This window comes from Peribacillus sp. Hz7 (assembly GCF_042136355.1).
GTDB classification, from domain to species: Bacteria; Bacillota; Bacilli; order Bacillales; family DSM-1321; genus Peribacillus; species Peribacillus asahii_A.
On the sequence record NZ_JBHHJV010000003.1, the window covers coordinates 144,904 to 159,540 of the forward strand.

13 protein-coding genes are annotated in these 14,637 nt (G+C 39.6%); 1 reads left to right on the forward strand and 12 read right to left on the reverse strand.

Going from position 1 to position 14,637, the window contains the following annotated elements:
• Window positions 1-6: 6 nt before the first annotated feature.
• The 5 genes from ACE199_RS06675 to ACE199_RS06695 form a co-directional block, all read right to left on the reverse strand.
• Entirely contained in the window at window positions 7-1,023 is a 1,017-nt protein-coding gene (locus ACE199_RS06675; protein ID WP_375349083.1) for a CotS family spore coat protein, read from the reverse strand.
• Window positions 1,016-2,062, reverse strand: coding sequence for a CotS family spore coat protein (locus ACE199_RS06680; RefSeq protein ID WP_375349084.1), 1,047 nt, complete (start codon window positions 2,060-2,062; stop codon window positions 1,016-1,018). Before ACE199_RS06680 ends, ACE199_RS06675 begins: the two co-directional genes overlap by 8 nt.
• 12 nt (window positions 2,063-2,074) lie before the next feature.
• Window positions 2,075-3,175: a glycosyltransferase family 4 protein gene (locus ACE199_RS06685; protein ID WP_375349085.1), complete on the reverse strand. Its 1,101-nt coding sequence runs from the start codon at window positions 3,173-3,175 to the stop codon at window positions 2,075-2,077.
• A gap of 195 nt (window positions 3,176-3,370) precedes the next feature.
• Window positions 3,371-4,318 carry an NAD-dependent epimerase/dehydratase family protein gene (locus tag ACE199_RS06690; RefSeq protein WP_375349086.1) on the reverse strand — a complete coding sequence of 316 codons (948 nt, stop codon included), beginning with the start codon at window positions 4,316-4,318 and terminating at the stop codon, window positions 3,371-3,373.
• Entirely contained in the window at window positions 4,315-5,604 is a 1,290-nt protein-coding gene (locus ACE199_RS06695) for a UDP-glucose dehydrogenase family protein (protein ID WP_375349087.1), read from the reverse strand. The genes ACE199_RS06690 and ACE199_RS06695 overlap by 4 nt, the downstream gene beginning before the upstream one ends.
• Before the next feature lie 631 nt (window positions 5,605-6,235).
• On the opposite strand from ACE199_RS06695, the gene ACE199_RS06700 reads away from it, so the two are divergent.
• Complete coding sequence (locus ACE199_RS06700; protein ID WP_375349089.1) at window positions 6,236-7,039, forward strand: UTP--glucose-1-phosphate uridylyltransferase; 804 nt, start codon at window positions 6,236-6,238, stop codon at window positions 7,037-7,039.
• Window positions 7,040-7,186: 147 nt separating this feature from the next.
• On the opposite strand, the gene ACE199_RS06705 is transcribed toward ACE199_RS06700, so the two are convergent.
• The 7 genes from ACE199_RS06705 to ystJ form a co-directional block, all read right to left on the reverse strand.
• Window positions 7,187-7,579, reverse strand: a complete 393-nt coding sequence (locus ACE199_RS06705) for an FxsA family protein (protein WP_127761623.1) — start codon at window positions 7,577-7,579, stop codon at window positions 7,187-7,189.
• Between the two features lie 71 nt (window positions 7,580-7,650).
• On the reverse strand, window positions 7,651-9,411 hold the full coding sequence (gene pyk, locus ACE199_RS06710; RefSeq protein WP_375349090.1) for a pyruvate kinase: 1,761 nt from the start codon (window positions 9,409-9,411) through the stop codon (window positions 7,651-7,653).
• A gap of 34 nt (window positions 9,412-9,445) precedes the next feature.
• Complete coding sequence (gene pfkA / locus ACE199_RS06715) at window positions 9,446-10,405, reverse strand: 6-phosphofructokinase (protein ID WP_127761625.1); 960 nt, start codon at window positions 10,403-10,405, stop codon at window positions 9,446-9,448.
• 371 nt (window positions 10,406-10,776) lie between these two features.
• Window positions 10,777-11,787 (reverse strand): acetyl-CoA carboxylase carboxyl transferase subunit alpha, encoded by a 1,011-nt coding sequence (locus tag ACE199_RS06720; RefSeq protein WP_375349091.1) that lies wholly within the window; start codon window positions 11,785-11,787, stop codon window positions 10,777-10,779.
• Window positions 11,784-12,647, reverse strand: coding sequence for an acetyl-CoA carboxylase, carboxyltransferase subunit beta (accD, locus tag ACE199_RS06725; RefSeq protein WP_252286986.1), 864 nt, complete (start codon window positions 12,645-12,647; stop codon window positions 11,784-11,786). Before accD ends, ACE199_RS06720 begins: the two co-directional genes overlap by 4 nt.
• Before the next feature lie 89 nt (window positions 12,648-12,736).
• The gene (locus ACE199_RS06730; protein ID WP_375349092.1) at window positions 12,737-13,366 is read right to left on the reverse strand and encodes a FadR/GntR family transcriptional regulator; all 630 of its coding nucleotides are present in this window, start codon (window positions 13,364-13,366) and stop codon (window positions 12,737-12,739) included.
• A 5-nt stretch (window positions 13,367-13,371) separates the two neighbouring features.
• A complete protein-coding gene (gene ystJ, locus ACE199_RS06735) occupies window positions 13,372-14,613 on the reverse strand; it encodes an NADP-dependent malic enzyme (protein ID WP_375349093.1) in 1,242 nt (413 codons plus the stop codon).
• Between the last annotated feature and the right edge of the window lie 24 nt (window positions 14,614-14,637).

The following is a 14,637-nucleotide window of genomic DNA, read 5'->3' on the forward strand; positions in this document are numbered from 1 at the left end:
CGTCCATTAGTTTAAGTTCAATACTTGGCGCAAAGCAGGTAGTTTTTCCATTTCAAGTCGGTAATTTTTTAGAATTTTCTTTTCTTCGCCTTCTTTGCCTTTCTTGAAAGGGTTTTTTACACAACCGTAAAATTGGTGAGGATACAACATATCAATGTAGAGAATCTTTCTTTGCTCTTCCGTTAGCGGCAAAATAGATTCATAGCAATTCACCAAACGTTCTAATTCGGATACATCCCAAGCCCCAATTTCCTCCATGCGTTTCATAATTAGTTTGCGTACATCGCGCAATGGAATATCGTACGTTACGTTATCCAGGTCTAAAACGTACACTCCTTTTTCCGTTTGAAGGGCATTCCCTTTTCCATAATCTTGATGACACATATAACCATATTCCCCAATTTCATCAACCCATTCAAAATAACAGGAATCTTGAAACATCTGATTAGCCTGTTCAGCCAGCTGAATCATTTCGTCCGCTAGCTTGACATACGCTTGTTCAAAAGGGGTTGTCTTCTTTTCCGCTTCGATTTTCCATTGTTTCATTTCTTCAAGCATTTTGTTATAGTGATGAGGCCATACCCCCATTCGGTTAGACGTTTGACAATCGGAGGGCGGTACAAACCCTACCGTATCTTTATGAAATTGAGCTAATCCCTCTAATCCCGCAAAAGCATGCTCTTCAACTTCTTCCATTTCCAAGTCACTTCCGTCAATCCATTGGTATAACACTAGGCCATACCCTTCGTGAACAAAAAAGAGCTCGTTTTCCTTCGTTGGAATAATACCCGCAACGAGGGCGCCTTTAGCATAAAGATAGTCTTGCGCTGCAGTTGTGAATTTCACAATGGGGATGGACTTCCTAATCCGTTTTAAACAAACAGTCCCTATCGATGTCTCTGCTTTCCAAATCGTTTTAATCGGTTCGTCTTGAATAACCTCTATATCGAATACTTCAAGAGAAGGATAATGCACCGCCATCAGGCGCTTTCCTAAATCAAGATTTTTCATCGCCTCATCCATTCTGAACCACCTCGTCTAATCGTGTTAGAAAGTCTTGAACTACTTTTTCTTTACTTATTTCTGTAGCAGCCATGTCCTTTATTCGGGAAATATGTTTTTGAAGCGTCCATTTTGCTTCTCTCTTGTCGTAGTATTTCGTAACTTGTCCATAAAATAAATGCGGAAATAGAATATCGGCGGCAAGAATATGATACTGCTCTTTTGTTAAGGGATTAACTTCTTGATAGGCCTTCATCATCTTGATCATACGCTCCAAATCCCAAGCTGTTTCTTTTTTCATCACCTTATTTAAAATTTTTCTCATATCACGAATTGGGAGATCGACTGTTAGAGAATCCATATCATACACATACAGGTTCCCATCACTGCCAATCGCAAGGTTTCCTGCAGCATAATCTTGATGGCATAATGATTTCGTGACCTTCGTTTCTTCCACCCATTGATCAAAAGTAGGATTGTTCAACACCGAAATGGACGTCTGACACTGCTTTAAAAAGGTATCAACATGCATTAAAAACTGCCGGTCAAACTCATTATGATCCGTCGCCTGTAATCGCTGTTCTTTCAAGCTTACTAACCGCTCATATCTTCTTTGTAAATCTGATTTCCATTCCGTTAAGAGAAAAGAAGGGAACTTCCCTGTAGGCGATTCGATTCCCTTTGAAGCTTGGTGAAAAGAAGCCATTCCCTTTAAAATCATCAACAATTCATTCTCATACTCATATTCTGGTGATCTTCCATGGACCGCTTCAAAAATGACAAAATATTCACCATCTACCTTTACAAAACCTTCTCCCGAATGAGCTTTGATAACACTCGGTGTGTGGATACCGTTGTCTCTTAAATAATCAATCGCATGTACCATAAATGCGATATGATCCTCATCAAACGGAACCTTTTTTATAATCAACTCACCAATATCCGTTTCAATCGACCAGACCGCCTTCTTCCCTTTAAAAGACAATAAATAAATATTTTTTACTTCAACAGGGTAGTAAGCGATTACGCTTTTTACTACTTCTGAAAATATCGTATCCATCCAAATGCCTCCCTAAGATTTTTTCCTTTTCATAGCAGCTACATAAAGATCTTCCAAGCGTTTGGCTACATGCTCAAACCCAAAGTTTGATTCGACAAACTCCCGGCCTGCTTTGGCAATAGAATTGGCTTCCTGCTCATTAGATAATATAAAAGATATAGCATCTGCAAACGCTTCCGAATTTGAATAATCGTCAATGACAATCCCATTATGAAGATTTTTAATAATTTCTGCGTTCCCACCGCGATTCGTCGTAATAACCGGCAACCCAGCACCCATCGCTTCATAATGAACACGAGCAAGGGGCTCCTGCCACTGAGAACTACATACAAAAAGATCCCCAACCAAAAAATGAGCAGGAATTTCGCTTGGAGGCACAAAACCGGTAAAAATGACCTTATTCTCACCTAACTCTTCAGCTAGTTGACGCAGTTTCAATCCGTAATCATCAATTCTATCATCACTAAACCATTTACTGCCTATTATGACTAAGGCTGAATTAGGATGCTTTTCAAGCACTTGTTTCATCGCCTGTAAGAGGATATCAGGACCTTTCACCTTACTTAGACGACCGACGAATAAAATCACTTTCTTATCCTCTACCCCATACTTTTGCCGCAGTTCCCTTCGTAAATTCTGTGCCTCCTCGCTCCAAATCGGTTTATATTTTTTTAAATCAATTCCTGAATAGACAGCCTTCACCTTACTTTTAGCTAATGGAAAGCGAGAGGTAATCGTTGTTCCGATATACTCGCTAATACTCATAATTTTATCCATGGCTCTAACGACCAAATTTCCCATTTCTGTGGAGATTTTATTCTCTTTAAACATTTCATTATGAAGACTCAATACAAACCGACTCTTTGGCATGGCGGTCTTATAAATGAGGACATCACGAGGACGATTGAATACATGTATAACATCATAATATTCTTTATCTGCTTGTTTTTTCGATAACTCTTGTCCGATATTGAACACATAATTCTCACGCGGAACCCGAATATATTCGACATCATTTACGATTTCTCGATCAGGTAGGTCAGGGTCTGTAATGCAGAATATCGTCAAGTCATGATTTTGACTTAAATGAGGTGTCACTCCATTAATAAGCACTTGAATCGCTCCCCCTCTTAACGGGGGAACAGGCAACATTTCCGTACAAATGAATGCAATCTTAATGTTGAACATCTCCTTTCGTAAAGTGCTGATTCACCAAAAATAAACAGACCTCATATTAAAATATGTTGATTATTCTTTTACGTGACAGCTAATCTATGATTTTTTCCAAAGGCTATGCAGTCCGCTTCCTCATATCTGATATACAAAACGGATATAATCTACTTCTTTAGCCAGACCCTCTTTTAGAGAAATATTTGGGTTATAGCCTAATAGCTTTTGCGCATTAGAAATATCAGCCCATGTATGACGCGGCTCTCCACTAACAGTTTCCGAATAGTGAAAACTTGCTTGTTTCCCTGTTATTTGTTCAATAAGAGCAATTACTTCATTAACAGTCGCTCGTTCCTTTCCACCGATATTAATCGTCTGGCCAATCAATCCTTCCTGGTAGGCAAGAGGAAAAATACCCTCAATACAGTCACTTATATAGGTAAAATCTCTTGATTGGTTTCCATCTCCAAAAATCGTTACTGGTTCTCCTTTAAGAATTTGAGCAATAAATCGATGGAACGCCATATCAGGACGCTGTCTCGGTCCATATACAGTAAAGAACCGAACCGTTACAACAGGAACGTTATAACTTCTCAAATACACATGACATAAATGTTCTCCTGTAAGCTTTGTAATTCCATATGGAGAAAGAGGTGTAAGATAGGCATCTTCTGTTACTTTTCCTACTTTTTCACCATACACAGAGGATGTTGAAGCATAGATAAATTTTTTAAGAGGTAGGTCTTTCGCGGCTTCTAAAAGACGTTGGGTCACTAAAATATTGTTCGTAACATAAGGATCAAAATCTTTTCCCCAACTCGAGCGGACACCTGGCATTCCGGCTAAATGATAAATCACATCAACATCAGAAAGCATGCTTTTTAAGTCAACAGTTAATAAATCTGCTTCGAGTAATTGAAATCGCGACTGTGGTAAGAGGTTTTGTACGTTTTGTTGTTTTAACTTCCTAGGCGTCGGCCCGATAAATGTATCGACTCCGATTACTTCATTCCCCGAATCCATTAGCAGCTTTTCGCATAGATGAGAACCAATAAATCCTGCAGCACCCGTAACTAATATTTTCATGAGCGAGCCACTCCAATATACCTTAATCCATATTGCTCGACAGACTCTGGGTCAATACAGTTTCTAGCATCGACTATGCAATGACCGTTCATTAGTTTTTTTATTTCCACCCAATCCATCTGTTTAAATTCATCCCAGTCAGTAGCAATAATGATACAGTCTGACCCTGTAATAGCTTGAGTGATATTCTCACATTGAACCACATTCTCTTTTTTAGCAAACGGAAGGCGAGCTTTTGGATCATACGTATGCACCATAGAATTCATAGCGCTTAATCTTTCAATTAACTGAACAGCTGGTGAATACCTTGTATCATCTGTCTGCGGTTTAAAAGCAATTCCTAAAACAGCAATCGTCATTTCAGTAAAATCCGGAATAACCGTTAATAGTTTTTCTATATAGTAGTCCACTTGCGTGTAATTCACCGATTGAACAGCCTGTAAAATAATCGGTGTTACCCTTTTCTTTAATGCACTGTGTTCTAAAGAACGAACATCCTTTGGAAAACATGAGCCGCCATAACCAAGCCCTGATTGTAAAAAGTGTGGATTAATTCTCGGATCTAAACCAATCCCTTTTCTCACATCCTCAACATTAACATCATACTTATCACAAATTCTAGCAATCTCATTTATAAACGAGATTTTTGTAGCTAAAAAAGCATTGGACGCATACTTAATCATTTCCGCCCCGGATAATGTCGTAACAATATATGGAGCATCTATTTTTTGATAGATTTCTTTTATAATATCGAGCGACTTTTGATCATCCTTTTGTTTTCCTACCACAATCTTATCAGCATGTAACATGTCAGCAATCGCTGTACCCTCTCGTAAAAATTCAGGGTTTGAGACAATATTAAATAATTGCGGATTCACACCTTTTTGAATCAACTTATGAAAAATCCCTTCATTTGTCCCAGGGGGCACAGTACTTTTTGTAATAATCGTTTTATAAGAAGTGATAGAATTAGCAATCAGGTCAACTACTGAATCAACATATGTTAAATCTGTTTGACCATCTGGAGCTGAAGGAGTTCCAACAGCAATAAAAACAACTGGATATTTTCGTATATTTTCTTTAACAGAGGTACTAAAAGTTAAGCGACTTCTATTGTTTAAAATCAATTCTTTTAAACCTGGTTCAAAAATAGGTACCTCTCCTTGATTCAGTAATTTTATCTTCTCTCTATTTGTATCTATACAGCAAACAGAATGGCCACAATCGGCAAGTACAGCAGCGGATGTTAATCCGACATAACCAGCCCCTACTACACATATTTCCATGTCTACTTCTCCTTTCCAATAACTTCTATGTATATCCTATTAACTAAAGCGTTAGCCTGACTATCCATCTGTCTAAAAAGGGCTGAATTTAGACAGTTATACTATCTCAACTAACTATGTTTGATGTTAATCAAACGATTTCCAGCTCGCTACCGCTGAAATGAGCTAAAAACAAATAAAGTGAAACTTCCATCAGTGGGGGTTTTTCTTCATCCCCCACTGATGGTTAGTCACGTTCTACGGTCCTGATTGGTGAAAGCTTACCTTTGAAAATCGCAAAGGTAAGTTTCACTGTATCTCACCAATCGGATCTTTACTACAAAAGCGAGGCGACTGTTCAGCCCCGACAAGCATAAGATGAAATGCGGCGTGGCGCAGTTTGCCACAGAGCATTACAGCTTATGATCTCGAGGGGCTAGGAGCCGCAACTAGATGAGGGCAGTTGTCCCCCACCTCTCTTCCTTGTTCACTCTGAATCTTGAGGTGGGGAGCTTACTGCCCGTTAAGAGTGGGATAAAAATATATGTGCTACGCAAGATAAGACAGATGCCTTAATTTTCCTTAAGGATGTACCAGTTTACAAAAAACGGAATACTATATAGAAATTTCAGTCAAGAAGGTCGGTGTACTCATGATTAAAAAAGCTATCATACCCGCTGCCGGTTTTGGTACAAGGAGCCTACCAGTCACAAAAGTCATTCCAAAAGAGATGTTTCCTATCGGAGACAAGCCTTCTATCCAGTATGTCGTAGAAGAAGCCATTTCGGCTGGTATCGAGCAAATCTTAATCATTGTCTCGCGCTCCAAAAACTTAATCGTAGACTATTTTGATTATTCGTTAGAATTAGAAATGTTTCTAAAAAAAACAAATAAAGAGTTCTTATTACATCAATTAAACATCCCGGATATTCAAATTGTTTATACTCGACAATCAGCTGCAAAAGGACTTGGTGATGCCGTTCGTCTTGGGAAACATTTCGTAGGGAACGATGCGTTTGCCGTACTGCTTCCGGATGATATTATCGTTGGCGGCGGATTAAAAGAGTTAATAGACATATATGAGAAAAAAAATAGTCATGTGATTGGTTTAACAAAAGTAGAGGAGCAATTTTTAAAAAATTATGGGGTCATTGATGGGAAACCTGCAGCTCCAGACCTCTATGAACTTGTAAATATTATAGAAAAACCACAACAAAATGCCCCATCCAACCTCGCTGTAGTCGGTCGTTATATATTTACCCCCGCCATTATGAAAGCGTTAGAAAACCTAGAGCCAAGCATTGGAGGGGAAATTCAATTAACAGATGCTATTAAAAAGGTCCTTCAAGAGGACAAGTGTTACGGAAAAGTCCTTTCAGGCACTAGATATGACATTGGATCAACAGCTGATTATCTCGCTGTACAAAATTATGTATTTAATCAAAAACATGAATGAATTACGTTGATTCCCTATAAGTGTCCCTTCTACAAGACAAAAGCACCTCCAAAGCAGCTTTCCTGCCCCTTATCGTTGTGATAAGGGGCAGGATGTTTATCTCTGCTTTAGAGATGCGATTTCATCAACTTATATTTATTTCTTAAGCTATTTATAACGAATAATATTGACTCTTCCTCGATTCATTCTATTCATAATAAACCCAATAACAAGCGGTTTAAACAAATTGCGCGTCATTGGCAACAATAAAATAATTCCAATGATATCTGATACAAAGCCAGGTAAGAGCAGAAAAACACCACCGATTAAAATACAGATGCCGTCGATGATTTCATGCCCTGGCATCGAACCATAGCGCATTTGCTCCTGCGCTTTACGCAATGTTTCTACTCCTTGTCGTTTCGCTAAAAACACACCGAATACGCCTGTAATGATTATCAAAAGAAGCGTTGGCCATATACCAATTAAATGACCGCTTAACAATAGGATGGCAATTTCAACGACCGGCAGCGCAATGAGTAAAAACAACATATATTTCATGTACATTCCTCCAGCACAATGTATATACCTACATTATACCTCCTATTACTCCAACAAGCGAAAATATCATATTACAAAACGCGCGAATCTCCATCGTAAATAACGCCACGGCTAGCATCTACTGTAATGCTTTGACCTTCTGTTAAAATCTTCGTTGCATCTTCCGCCCCAACAATAACCGGAATGCCAAGGTTAACCCCAACAACTGCAGCATGGCTCGTTAAACCGCCCTCTTCTGTAATTAACGCGGCACACTTTTCAATCGCTGGCATCATTTCGCGATCAGAGCCAATCGTTACTAATACAGAGCCTTCTATTACTTTCTCCAAAGCTTCAGCCGCTGTTTTCGCAATGACAACATTTCCTTTCGCTGCTTTCCGTCCGATACCTTGTGCTTTTAATAAAGCATCTCCTAATAAATGAATTTTGATTAAATTCGTCGTGCCCTTCTCACCGACTGGCACCCCTGCTGTAATCACAACCAAATCTCCATGAGATACCAAGCCAGAATGTAAGCTTTCGTCAATGGCAATTTGAAGCATTTCATCTGTTGTATTCGCTCTAGGTCCCATTTGCGGATATACGCCCCAAACTAATGCTAAACGTCTTACAATATGCTCATGAGCTGTCACCGCAATAATCGGTGCTTTCGGACGATACTTTGAAATCATGCGTGCTGTATGACCACTTTCTGTAGGCGTAATAATTGCGCCGACCTCTAAATTATGAGCAGTATGTGCTACAGATTGGCTAATAGCTTCTGTTACTTGATGTCGGTGAACTTTGCTTCTCTTTGATAAAATGTCACGGTAATTAAGCGCTGTCTCTGTACGAGATGCAATATTATGCATCGTTTGAACAGCTTCAACAGGATACAGCCCAGCTGCTGTTTCTCCAGATAACATAATCGCATCTGTTCCATCAAAAATCGCATTAGCTACGTCACTAGCCTCTGCACGTGTAGGACGAGGGTTCCGCTGCATGGAGTCTAACATTTGCGTAGCTGTAATAACAGGCTTTCCAAGCTCATTACATTTATGAATCAATTCCTTTTGCACAAGCGGTACTTCTTCTGCTGGAATTTCAACACCCAAATCACCACGCGCAACCATTAAACCGTCTGACACTTCTAAAATTTCATCAATACGGTCGACACCTTCTTGATTTTCAATTTTAGGAATAATATGAATGCGTGTGCCATCATTTTTCTGTAATAGTTCTCGTACTTCAAGTACGTCTGAAGCTCGGCGAACGAAAGAAGCTGCGATAAAGTCTACACCTTGTTCAATCCCAAACATAATATCTTGTTCGTCTTTTTCAGTAATACCCGGTAACTTTACAGACACACCTGGGACATTAACCCCTTTTTTATTTTTCAATGTACCGCTATTTAAAACTTTTGTATGTATTTCTTTTTCAACTTCATCAATGTTTATAACTTCAAGACCAATTAAACCATCATCTAACAAAATTTTTGAACCTTCGGATACGTCATGAAGTAATCCTTCATATGTAATCGAGAATTTTTCTGGCGTTCCAAGCACTTCTGTCATTGAAATAGTGATAGTCGAACCAGCCTTTAATTCAATTGCATCATTCTCCATATTATGGGTGCGGATTTCCGGCCCTTTTGTATCTAATAAAATCGCTACATTTTTTCCTGTTTGCTTTTCAGCTTCACGAATATTACGAATTCTGACTGCATGCTCTTCATGATTACCATGGGAAAAGTTAAGCCTTGCTACATTCATTCCCCCTTCAATAAGCTGAATAAGCTTCTCTATACTTTCACTTGCTGGACCAATTGTACATACGATTTTCGTTTTACGCATGATGATGTTACCCCCTTCATAATTCAAACAAGGATTATATCGACAATTCAGCCGATAAATCGTACATTTTTTTATCAATTGTGTGTTTCTTTGCCAATGCTTCCATAATATCATAATCGACTAACTTGTTCTTTTCAATTCCAACCGCTTTACCGCCTTGACTTTCCATCAAAAGCTCTACAGCTCGAGCCCCTAATCGACTCGCCAGCACTCGATCACGCGCAGATGGCGAACCACCGCGTTGTACATGCCCTAACACGGTAACACGTGTTTCAAACCCTGCTTTTTCTTGGATTTCTTTTGCAATATCAACACCGCTGCCAACACCTTCTGCGACAATAATAATACTATGTTTCTTTCCTCGTTCATGACCGCGATGGAGCTTTGCAACAAGCTCTTCCATATCATAATCATATTCTGGACATAAGATGGTTTCCGCCCCGCCGGCAAGCCCTGCCCATAAAGCAATATCTCCCGCATCTCGTCCCATCACTTCAATCACATATGTACGTTCATGAGAAGTCGCTGTATCCCGAATTTTATCGATTGCATCAATAACCGTGTTTAAGGCTGTATCAAACCCAATAGTAAACTCAGTGCCAGGAATATCATTATCAATTGTTCCTGGTACACCAATACAGGGATATCCTTTCTCTGTCAATGCTTGAGCCCCTCGATAAGACCCGTCTCCACCAATAATAACAATGCCTTCAATCCCTAATTTCTTCAACTGTTCAATGGCTTTTAGCTGACCTGCTTCTGTTTGAAATTCTTTGCAGCGAGCTGTATGTAGAATCGTGCCTCCACGATGAATAATATCACCAACTGACCCTAATTCTAATTTCTTGATATCCCCTTCAATCAATCCTTGATAGCCATGATAAATTCCGTATACTTCAAGATTATGATAAATCGCCTTCCGAACAACCGCGCGAACAGCGGCATTCATACCTGGAGAATCTCCTCCACTTGTTAATACGCCTATCTTCTTCATTCTTCTCACCTCTTCATCATTTAAACGTGTCATTTTTTACTTAATCATTAATCGTAATGCTTTAAGCCTACATTACTCTTAGCAGAAATTGAAGTCAAACGAAAAAAGATTTACACGAAATTAAGAAAAGCAAAACCGGCTCGTTCAGATCAGATAAAAAACAGAAAAAATCCCCTCAAGGCGCTCTTTGCCTTTTGGTGACTCTTATCTTGTTCACAGTGATTTAGCCGGCGAAGCTAGACAACAAAACGTGTCGAGAAGTTTCTTACTTATTTTTTTAAACAAGGCTGTATTAAATCAGCTTGTTAATCACACCCAGGCATACACAAAGCCTTAAAAAAAGACGTGCCGTCCAAGACGACACGCTCCTATTAATTAGTATATTGTTCTTCAACTTTTGTTTCCGTCACTGACTGTTGTTTCGTTTCAGTAAACGTATATTCACCAATTTTCTTGTATTTAACATACCGCTGATGAATAAGCTCTTCACTATCCAAAAGAAGAAGATCTTTGAGTGCGCGCTCTAAAACAGCTTGAATCGCCTCTGCTTGTTTATTCATATTCCGATGAGCGCCACCTTTAATCTCAGGAATAATTTCATCAATCACACCTAAGCGATATAAATCTGGAGCTGTAATTTGCATCGATTCTGCAGCACGTTTTGCCTGAGTAGCATCTTTCCATAGAATAGATGCTGCTCCCTCAGGTGAAATAACCGAATATGTTGAATTCTCCAGCATATAAATACGATCACCCACACCAAGTGCTAAGGCGCCGCCACTTCCTCCTTCACCGATTACGACACAAATAATAGGTACTTTTAATCCTGCCATTTCAAACAAATTCCGAGCAATTGCCTCACTTTGTCCTCGCTCTTCAGCTGCTTTACCTGGATAAGCTCCTTTTGTGTCAATAAAACAAATAATCGGACGACGGAATTTCTCCGCCTGTTTCATTAAGCGCAATGCTTTACGATAACCTTCTGGATGTGGCATCCCAAAGTTTCGACGAATATTTTCTTTCGTATCTTTTCCTCGTTGATGACCAATTACCGTCACTGGCTGTCCATTAAACTGTGCAATTCCGGCCACAATGGCCTCATCATCTCCATAGCAACGGTCACCATGCAGTTCAATGAAGTTTTCGAAAATCAATGAAATATATTCAAGCGTTGTTGGTCGTGCCGGATGTCTGGCAATTTGAACACGATCCCACGGTTTCATATTTTCATAAACATCATTTTCTAATTTCGCTAGACGCTCTTCCAATTTGGCAATTTCATTCGATAAATCAACATCGGCATGTTTCGTTAATTCTTTTAATTCTTCAATTTTACTGCGCAATTGATTGACTGGACGTTCAAATTCTAATTCACCAATCATTGCCACTCACCACCTGGAGTATGGATTTTAAGAATGGTCGTTAAGGTTTCTTTTAATTCCGTTCGCGAAACGACGGCATCCAATTGACCATGCTTTAATAGAAATTCTGCCGTTTGGAAATCTTCCGGCAACTCCTCGCGAATGGTCTGCTCAATAATTCGTCGTCCAGCAAAGCCAATTAACGCTCCTGGTTCGGCTAAATTGATATCGCCAAGTGAAGCAAAGCTTGCCGACACACCACCTGTTGTCGGGTGAGTCATAATTGAAATAATGAGTCCACCTTTATCGCTAAACATTTTTAAAGCCGCACTTGTTTTAGCCATTTGCATTAAACTTAGTACGCCTTCTTGCATTCGCGCACCACCTGAAGCGGTAAAAATAATAAACGGAATATTCCGTTCAGCCGCTCGCTCAATAGCTCTTGTAATTTTTTCACCGACAACAGAACCCATACTCCCCATCCTGAAGTTAGAATCCATAATCGCCGCTGAAATTGTGTGCCCATTAATCGTACCTACTCCTGTCACGACCGCTTCGTTAATATTCGCTTTCTTTCGGTCTTTCTCTACTTTTTCAAGATAGTCCGGAAATTCAAGCGGGTTGACAGAAATCATTTCTTGATCATATTCTGTAAAACTTCCCTCGTCAAACAAACTTGCAATTCTCTCAAAAGACGACATAGGATGATGATAGTCACAGTGCAGACATACTTTCTGATTCTTCACTAATTCTTTCGTATACATGATTTTTTTACAGTTGGGGCATTTGATCATAATCCCGGCCGGAACATCTTGCTGCTCACGGTCAACTGGAATTGTCGCATACTTCTTCTTGGATTTTATAAATAGCTCTTTAAGCAAGCTGGAATCCTCCCTTTACCGCCTAGTCTATGCATCGATCTTGTCCTAATACTGTATCAGAATCGTACTAAAAACTGTGTAACATCTTGTCACTCGCTCTTCGACATATTTCTGATAAGCGATATGTATGTTGCAACAACTTGATTTTCATCACGTTTTCTCACATATTCAAGCAATGTTTCATATGCTTGCTTGCTCACTTTCGTATCAGAAAAGGTCGATGCTTTTGCATAACTATTAACAATTCGCCAAATTCTCTCTAGTAACCGGTTACGATTACACATCGCAACTTGTAAGAAAAAATCTTCATCACTAAAGTCGTTTTTTTCAGCCCAACGTATGAGTTGTTCAATCTCATCATCTATAGCATGGGCTATTATGACTCGTAAACAATCGATTTCGATTAGATTCCTCATCTCTACTAGATCTTCATTTACTTTATTATTTTGTAAAAAAAAGGCTCCCAGAAGCTCTACTAATTTATGCTCCTGGAAATCTTTAATAAAAGTGCCTTCTCCACGTCTTGTTTCAATAAGCCCTAACAGCTCTAATGCACGTAACGCTTCTCGAACTGAAGAACGTCCAACAGCGAGCCGCTCTGAAAGTTCACGTTCTGAAGGAATTTTATCTCCTGGAAGCAGGCCATCTGCTTCAATCATAGTGCGCAGATTTTCTACTACATCGAGATAAACTTTGGAAGAGGAATGCCGCTTGCTCACATAAATCAAGCCTCACTTTTTCCAATGAGGGCAAGCTTTCTTGTTTTAGCTTTTACTTCCTCCGGATCGATTTTAATTCTTGCTACACCTGTTTCCATTGCAGCTTTTGCTACCGCAGCTGCTACTTCAGGTGCCACTCGTTCATCGAATGGTCTAGGAATTACATAATCCGGATGAAGCTCATGATCTTCTACTAAACCGGCAATCGCGTGAACAGCTGCTACCTTCATTTTCTCATTAATATGCGTTGCACGTACATCAAGCGCACCGCGGAAAATTCCTGGGAAAGCAAGCACATTATTTACTTGATTCGGGAAATCTGAACGTCCCGTCCCAACCACTTTTGCACCTGCAGCTTTAGCGTCATCCGGTAAAATTTCTGGATCAGGATTTGCCATCGCAAAAATAATCGGATCGACATTCATTGACTCAACCATTTCTTTTGTTAGTGCCCCTGCAGCAGAAACACCTATAAATACATCTGCCCCTTTGATTACATCTTCAAGTGAACCACTCTTCTTATCACGATTTGTGACAAGTGACACTTGTTCTTTAATATCATTCATCCCTATTGTTCGGCCTTCGTAAATAGCACCCTTTGTATCGCACATAATAATGTCGCGTACACCATAGCTATAGAGCAACTTAATAATCGCAATGCCCGCTGCCCCTGCACCATTTGCGACAATTTTAATTTCCGTCATTGATTTGCCAACAACACGAAGAGCATTAACTAATCCTGCTACCGTCACAATCGCAGTTCCGTGCTGGTCATCATGAAAAATCGGAATATTCGTTTCTTTCTTCAATCTTTCTTCAATTTCAAAGCAATTTGGAGCGGCAATATCCTCTAGATTCACTCCGCCAAATGTAGGTTCAAGTAGTTTTACAGTTTCTATAATTTTATCCACTTCAGTCGTTTTTAAACAAATCGGAAAAGCATCGACTCCGGCAAAGCTTTTAAACAATAAAGCTTTCCCTTCCATAACAGGCATCGCAGCTTCAGGACCGATATTTCCAAGTCCCAGTACAGCCGTTCCATCGGAAACAACCGCTACTGTGTTTCCTTTCATCGTATAATCATATACGGTTTCTGGTTTTTCATAAATTTCTTTGCACGGCTCCGCTACACCAGGAGAGTATGCCAAACTTAAATCCTCTGCATTTCGAACTGGTACTTTTGAAACCGTCTCTAACTTCCCTTGGTTTGTACGATGCATATGCAATGCTTGTTCTCTTAATGTCAATGTTCTCACTCCTTGAACTAATTA

What these genes read in the sequence shown, in the direction of transcription:
- ACE199_RS06675 (WP_375349083.1), bottom strand. Translation starts at nt 1,023, where the DNA reads ATGGATGAGGCGATGAAAAATCTTGATTTAGGAAAGCGCCTGATGGCG.
- ACE199_RS06680 (WP_375349084.1), bottom strand. Translation starts at nt 2,062, where the DNA reads ATGGATACGATATTTTCAGAAGTAGTAAAAAGCGTAATCGCTTACTAC.
- ACE199_RS06690 (WP_375349086.1), bottom strand. Translation starts at nt 4,318, where the DNA reads ATGAAAATATTAGTTACGGGTGCTGCAGGATTTATTGGTTCTCATCTA.
- ACE199_RS06695 (WP_375349087.1), bottom strand. Translation starts at nt 5,604, where the DNA reads ATGGAAATATGTGTAGTAGGGGCTGGTTATGTCGGATTAACATCCGCT.
- ACE199_RS06700 (WP_375349089.1), top strand. Translation starts at nt 6,236, where the DNA reads ATGATTAAAAAAGCTATCATACCCGCTGCCGGTTTTGGTACAAGGAGC.
- ACE199_RS06705 (WP_127761623.1), bottom strand. Translation starts at nt 7,579, where the DNA reads ATGAAATATATGTTGTTTTTACTCATTGCGCTGCCGGTCGTTGAAATT.
- pyk (WP_375349090.1), bottom strand. Translation starts at nt 9,411, where the DNA reads ATGCGTAAAACGAAAATCGTATGTACAATTGGTCCAGCAAGTGAAAGT.
- pfkA (WP_127761625.1), bottom strand. Translation starts at nt 10,405, where the DNA reads ATGAAGAAGATAGGCGTATTAACAAGTGGAGGAGATTCTCCAGGTATG.
- ACE199_RS06720 (WP_375349091.1), bottom strand. Translation starts at nt 11,787, where the DNA reads ATGATTGGTGAATTAGAATTTGAACGTCCAGTCAATCAATTGCGCAGT.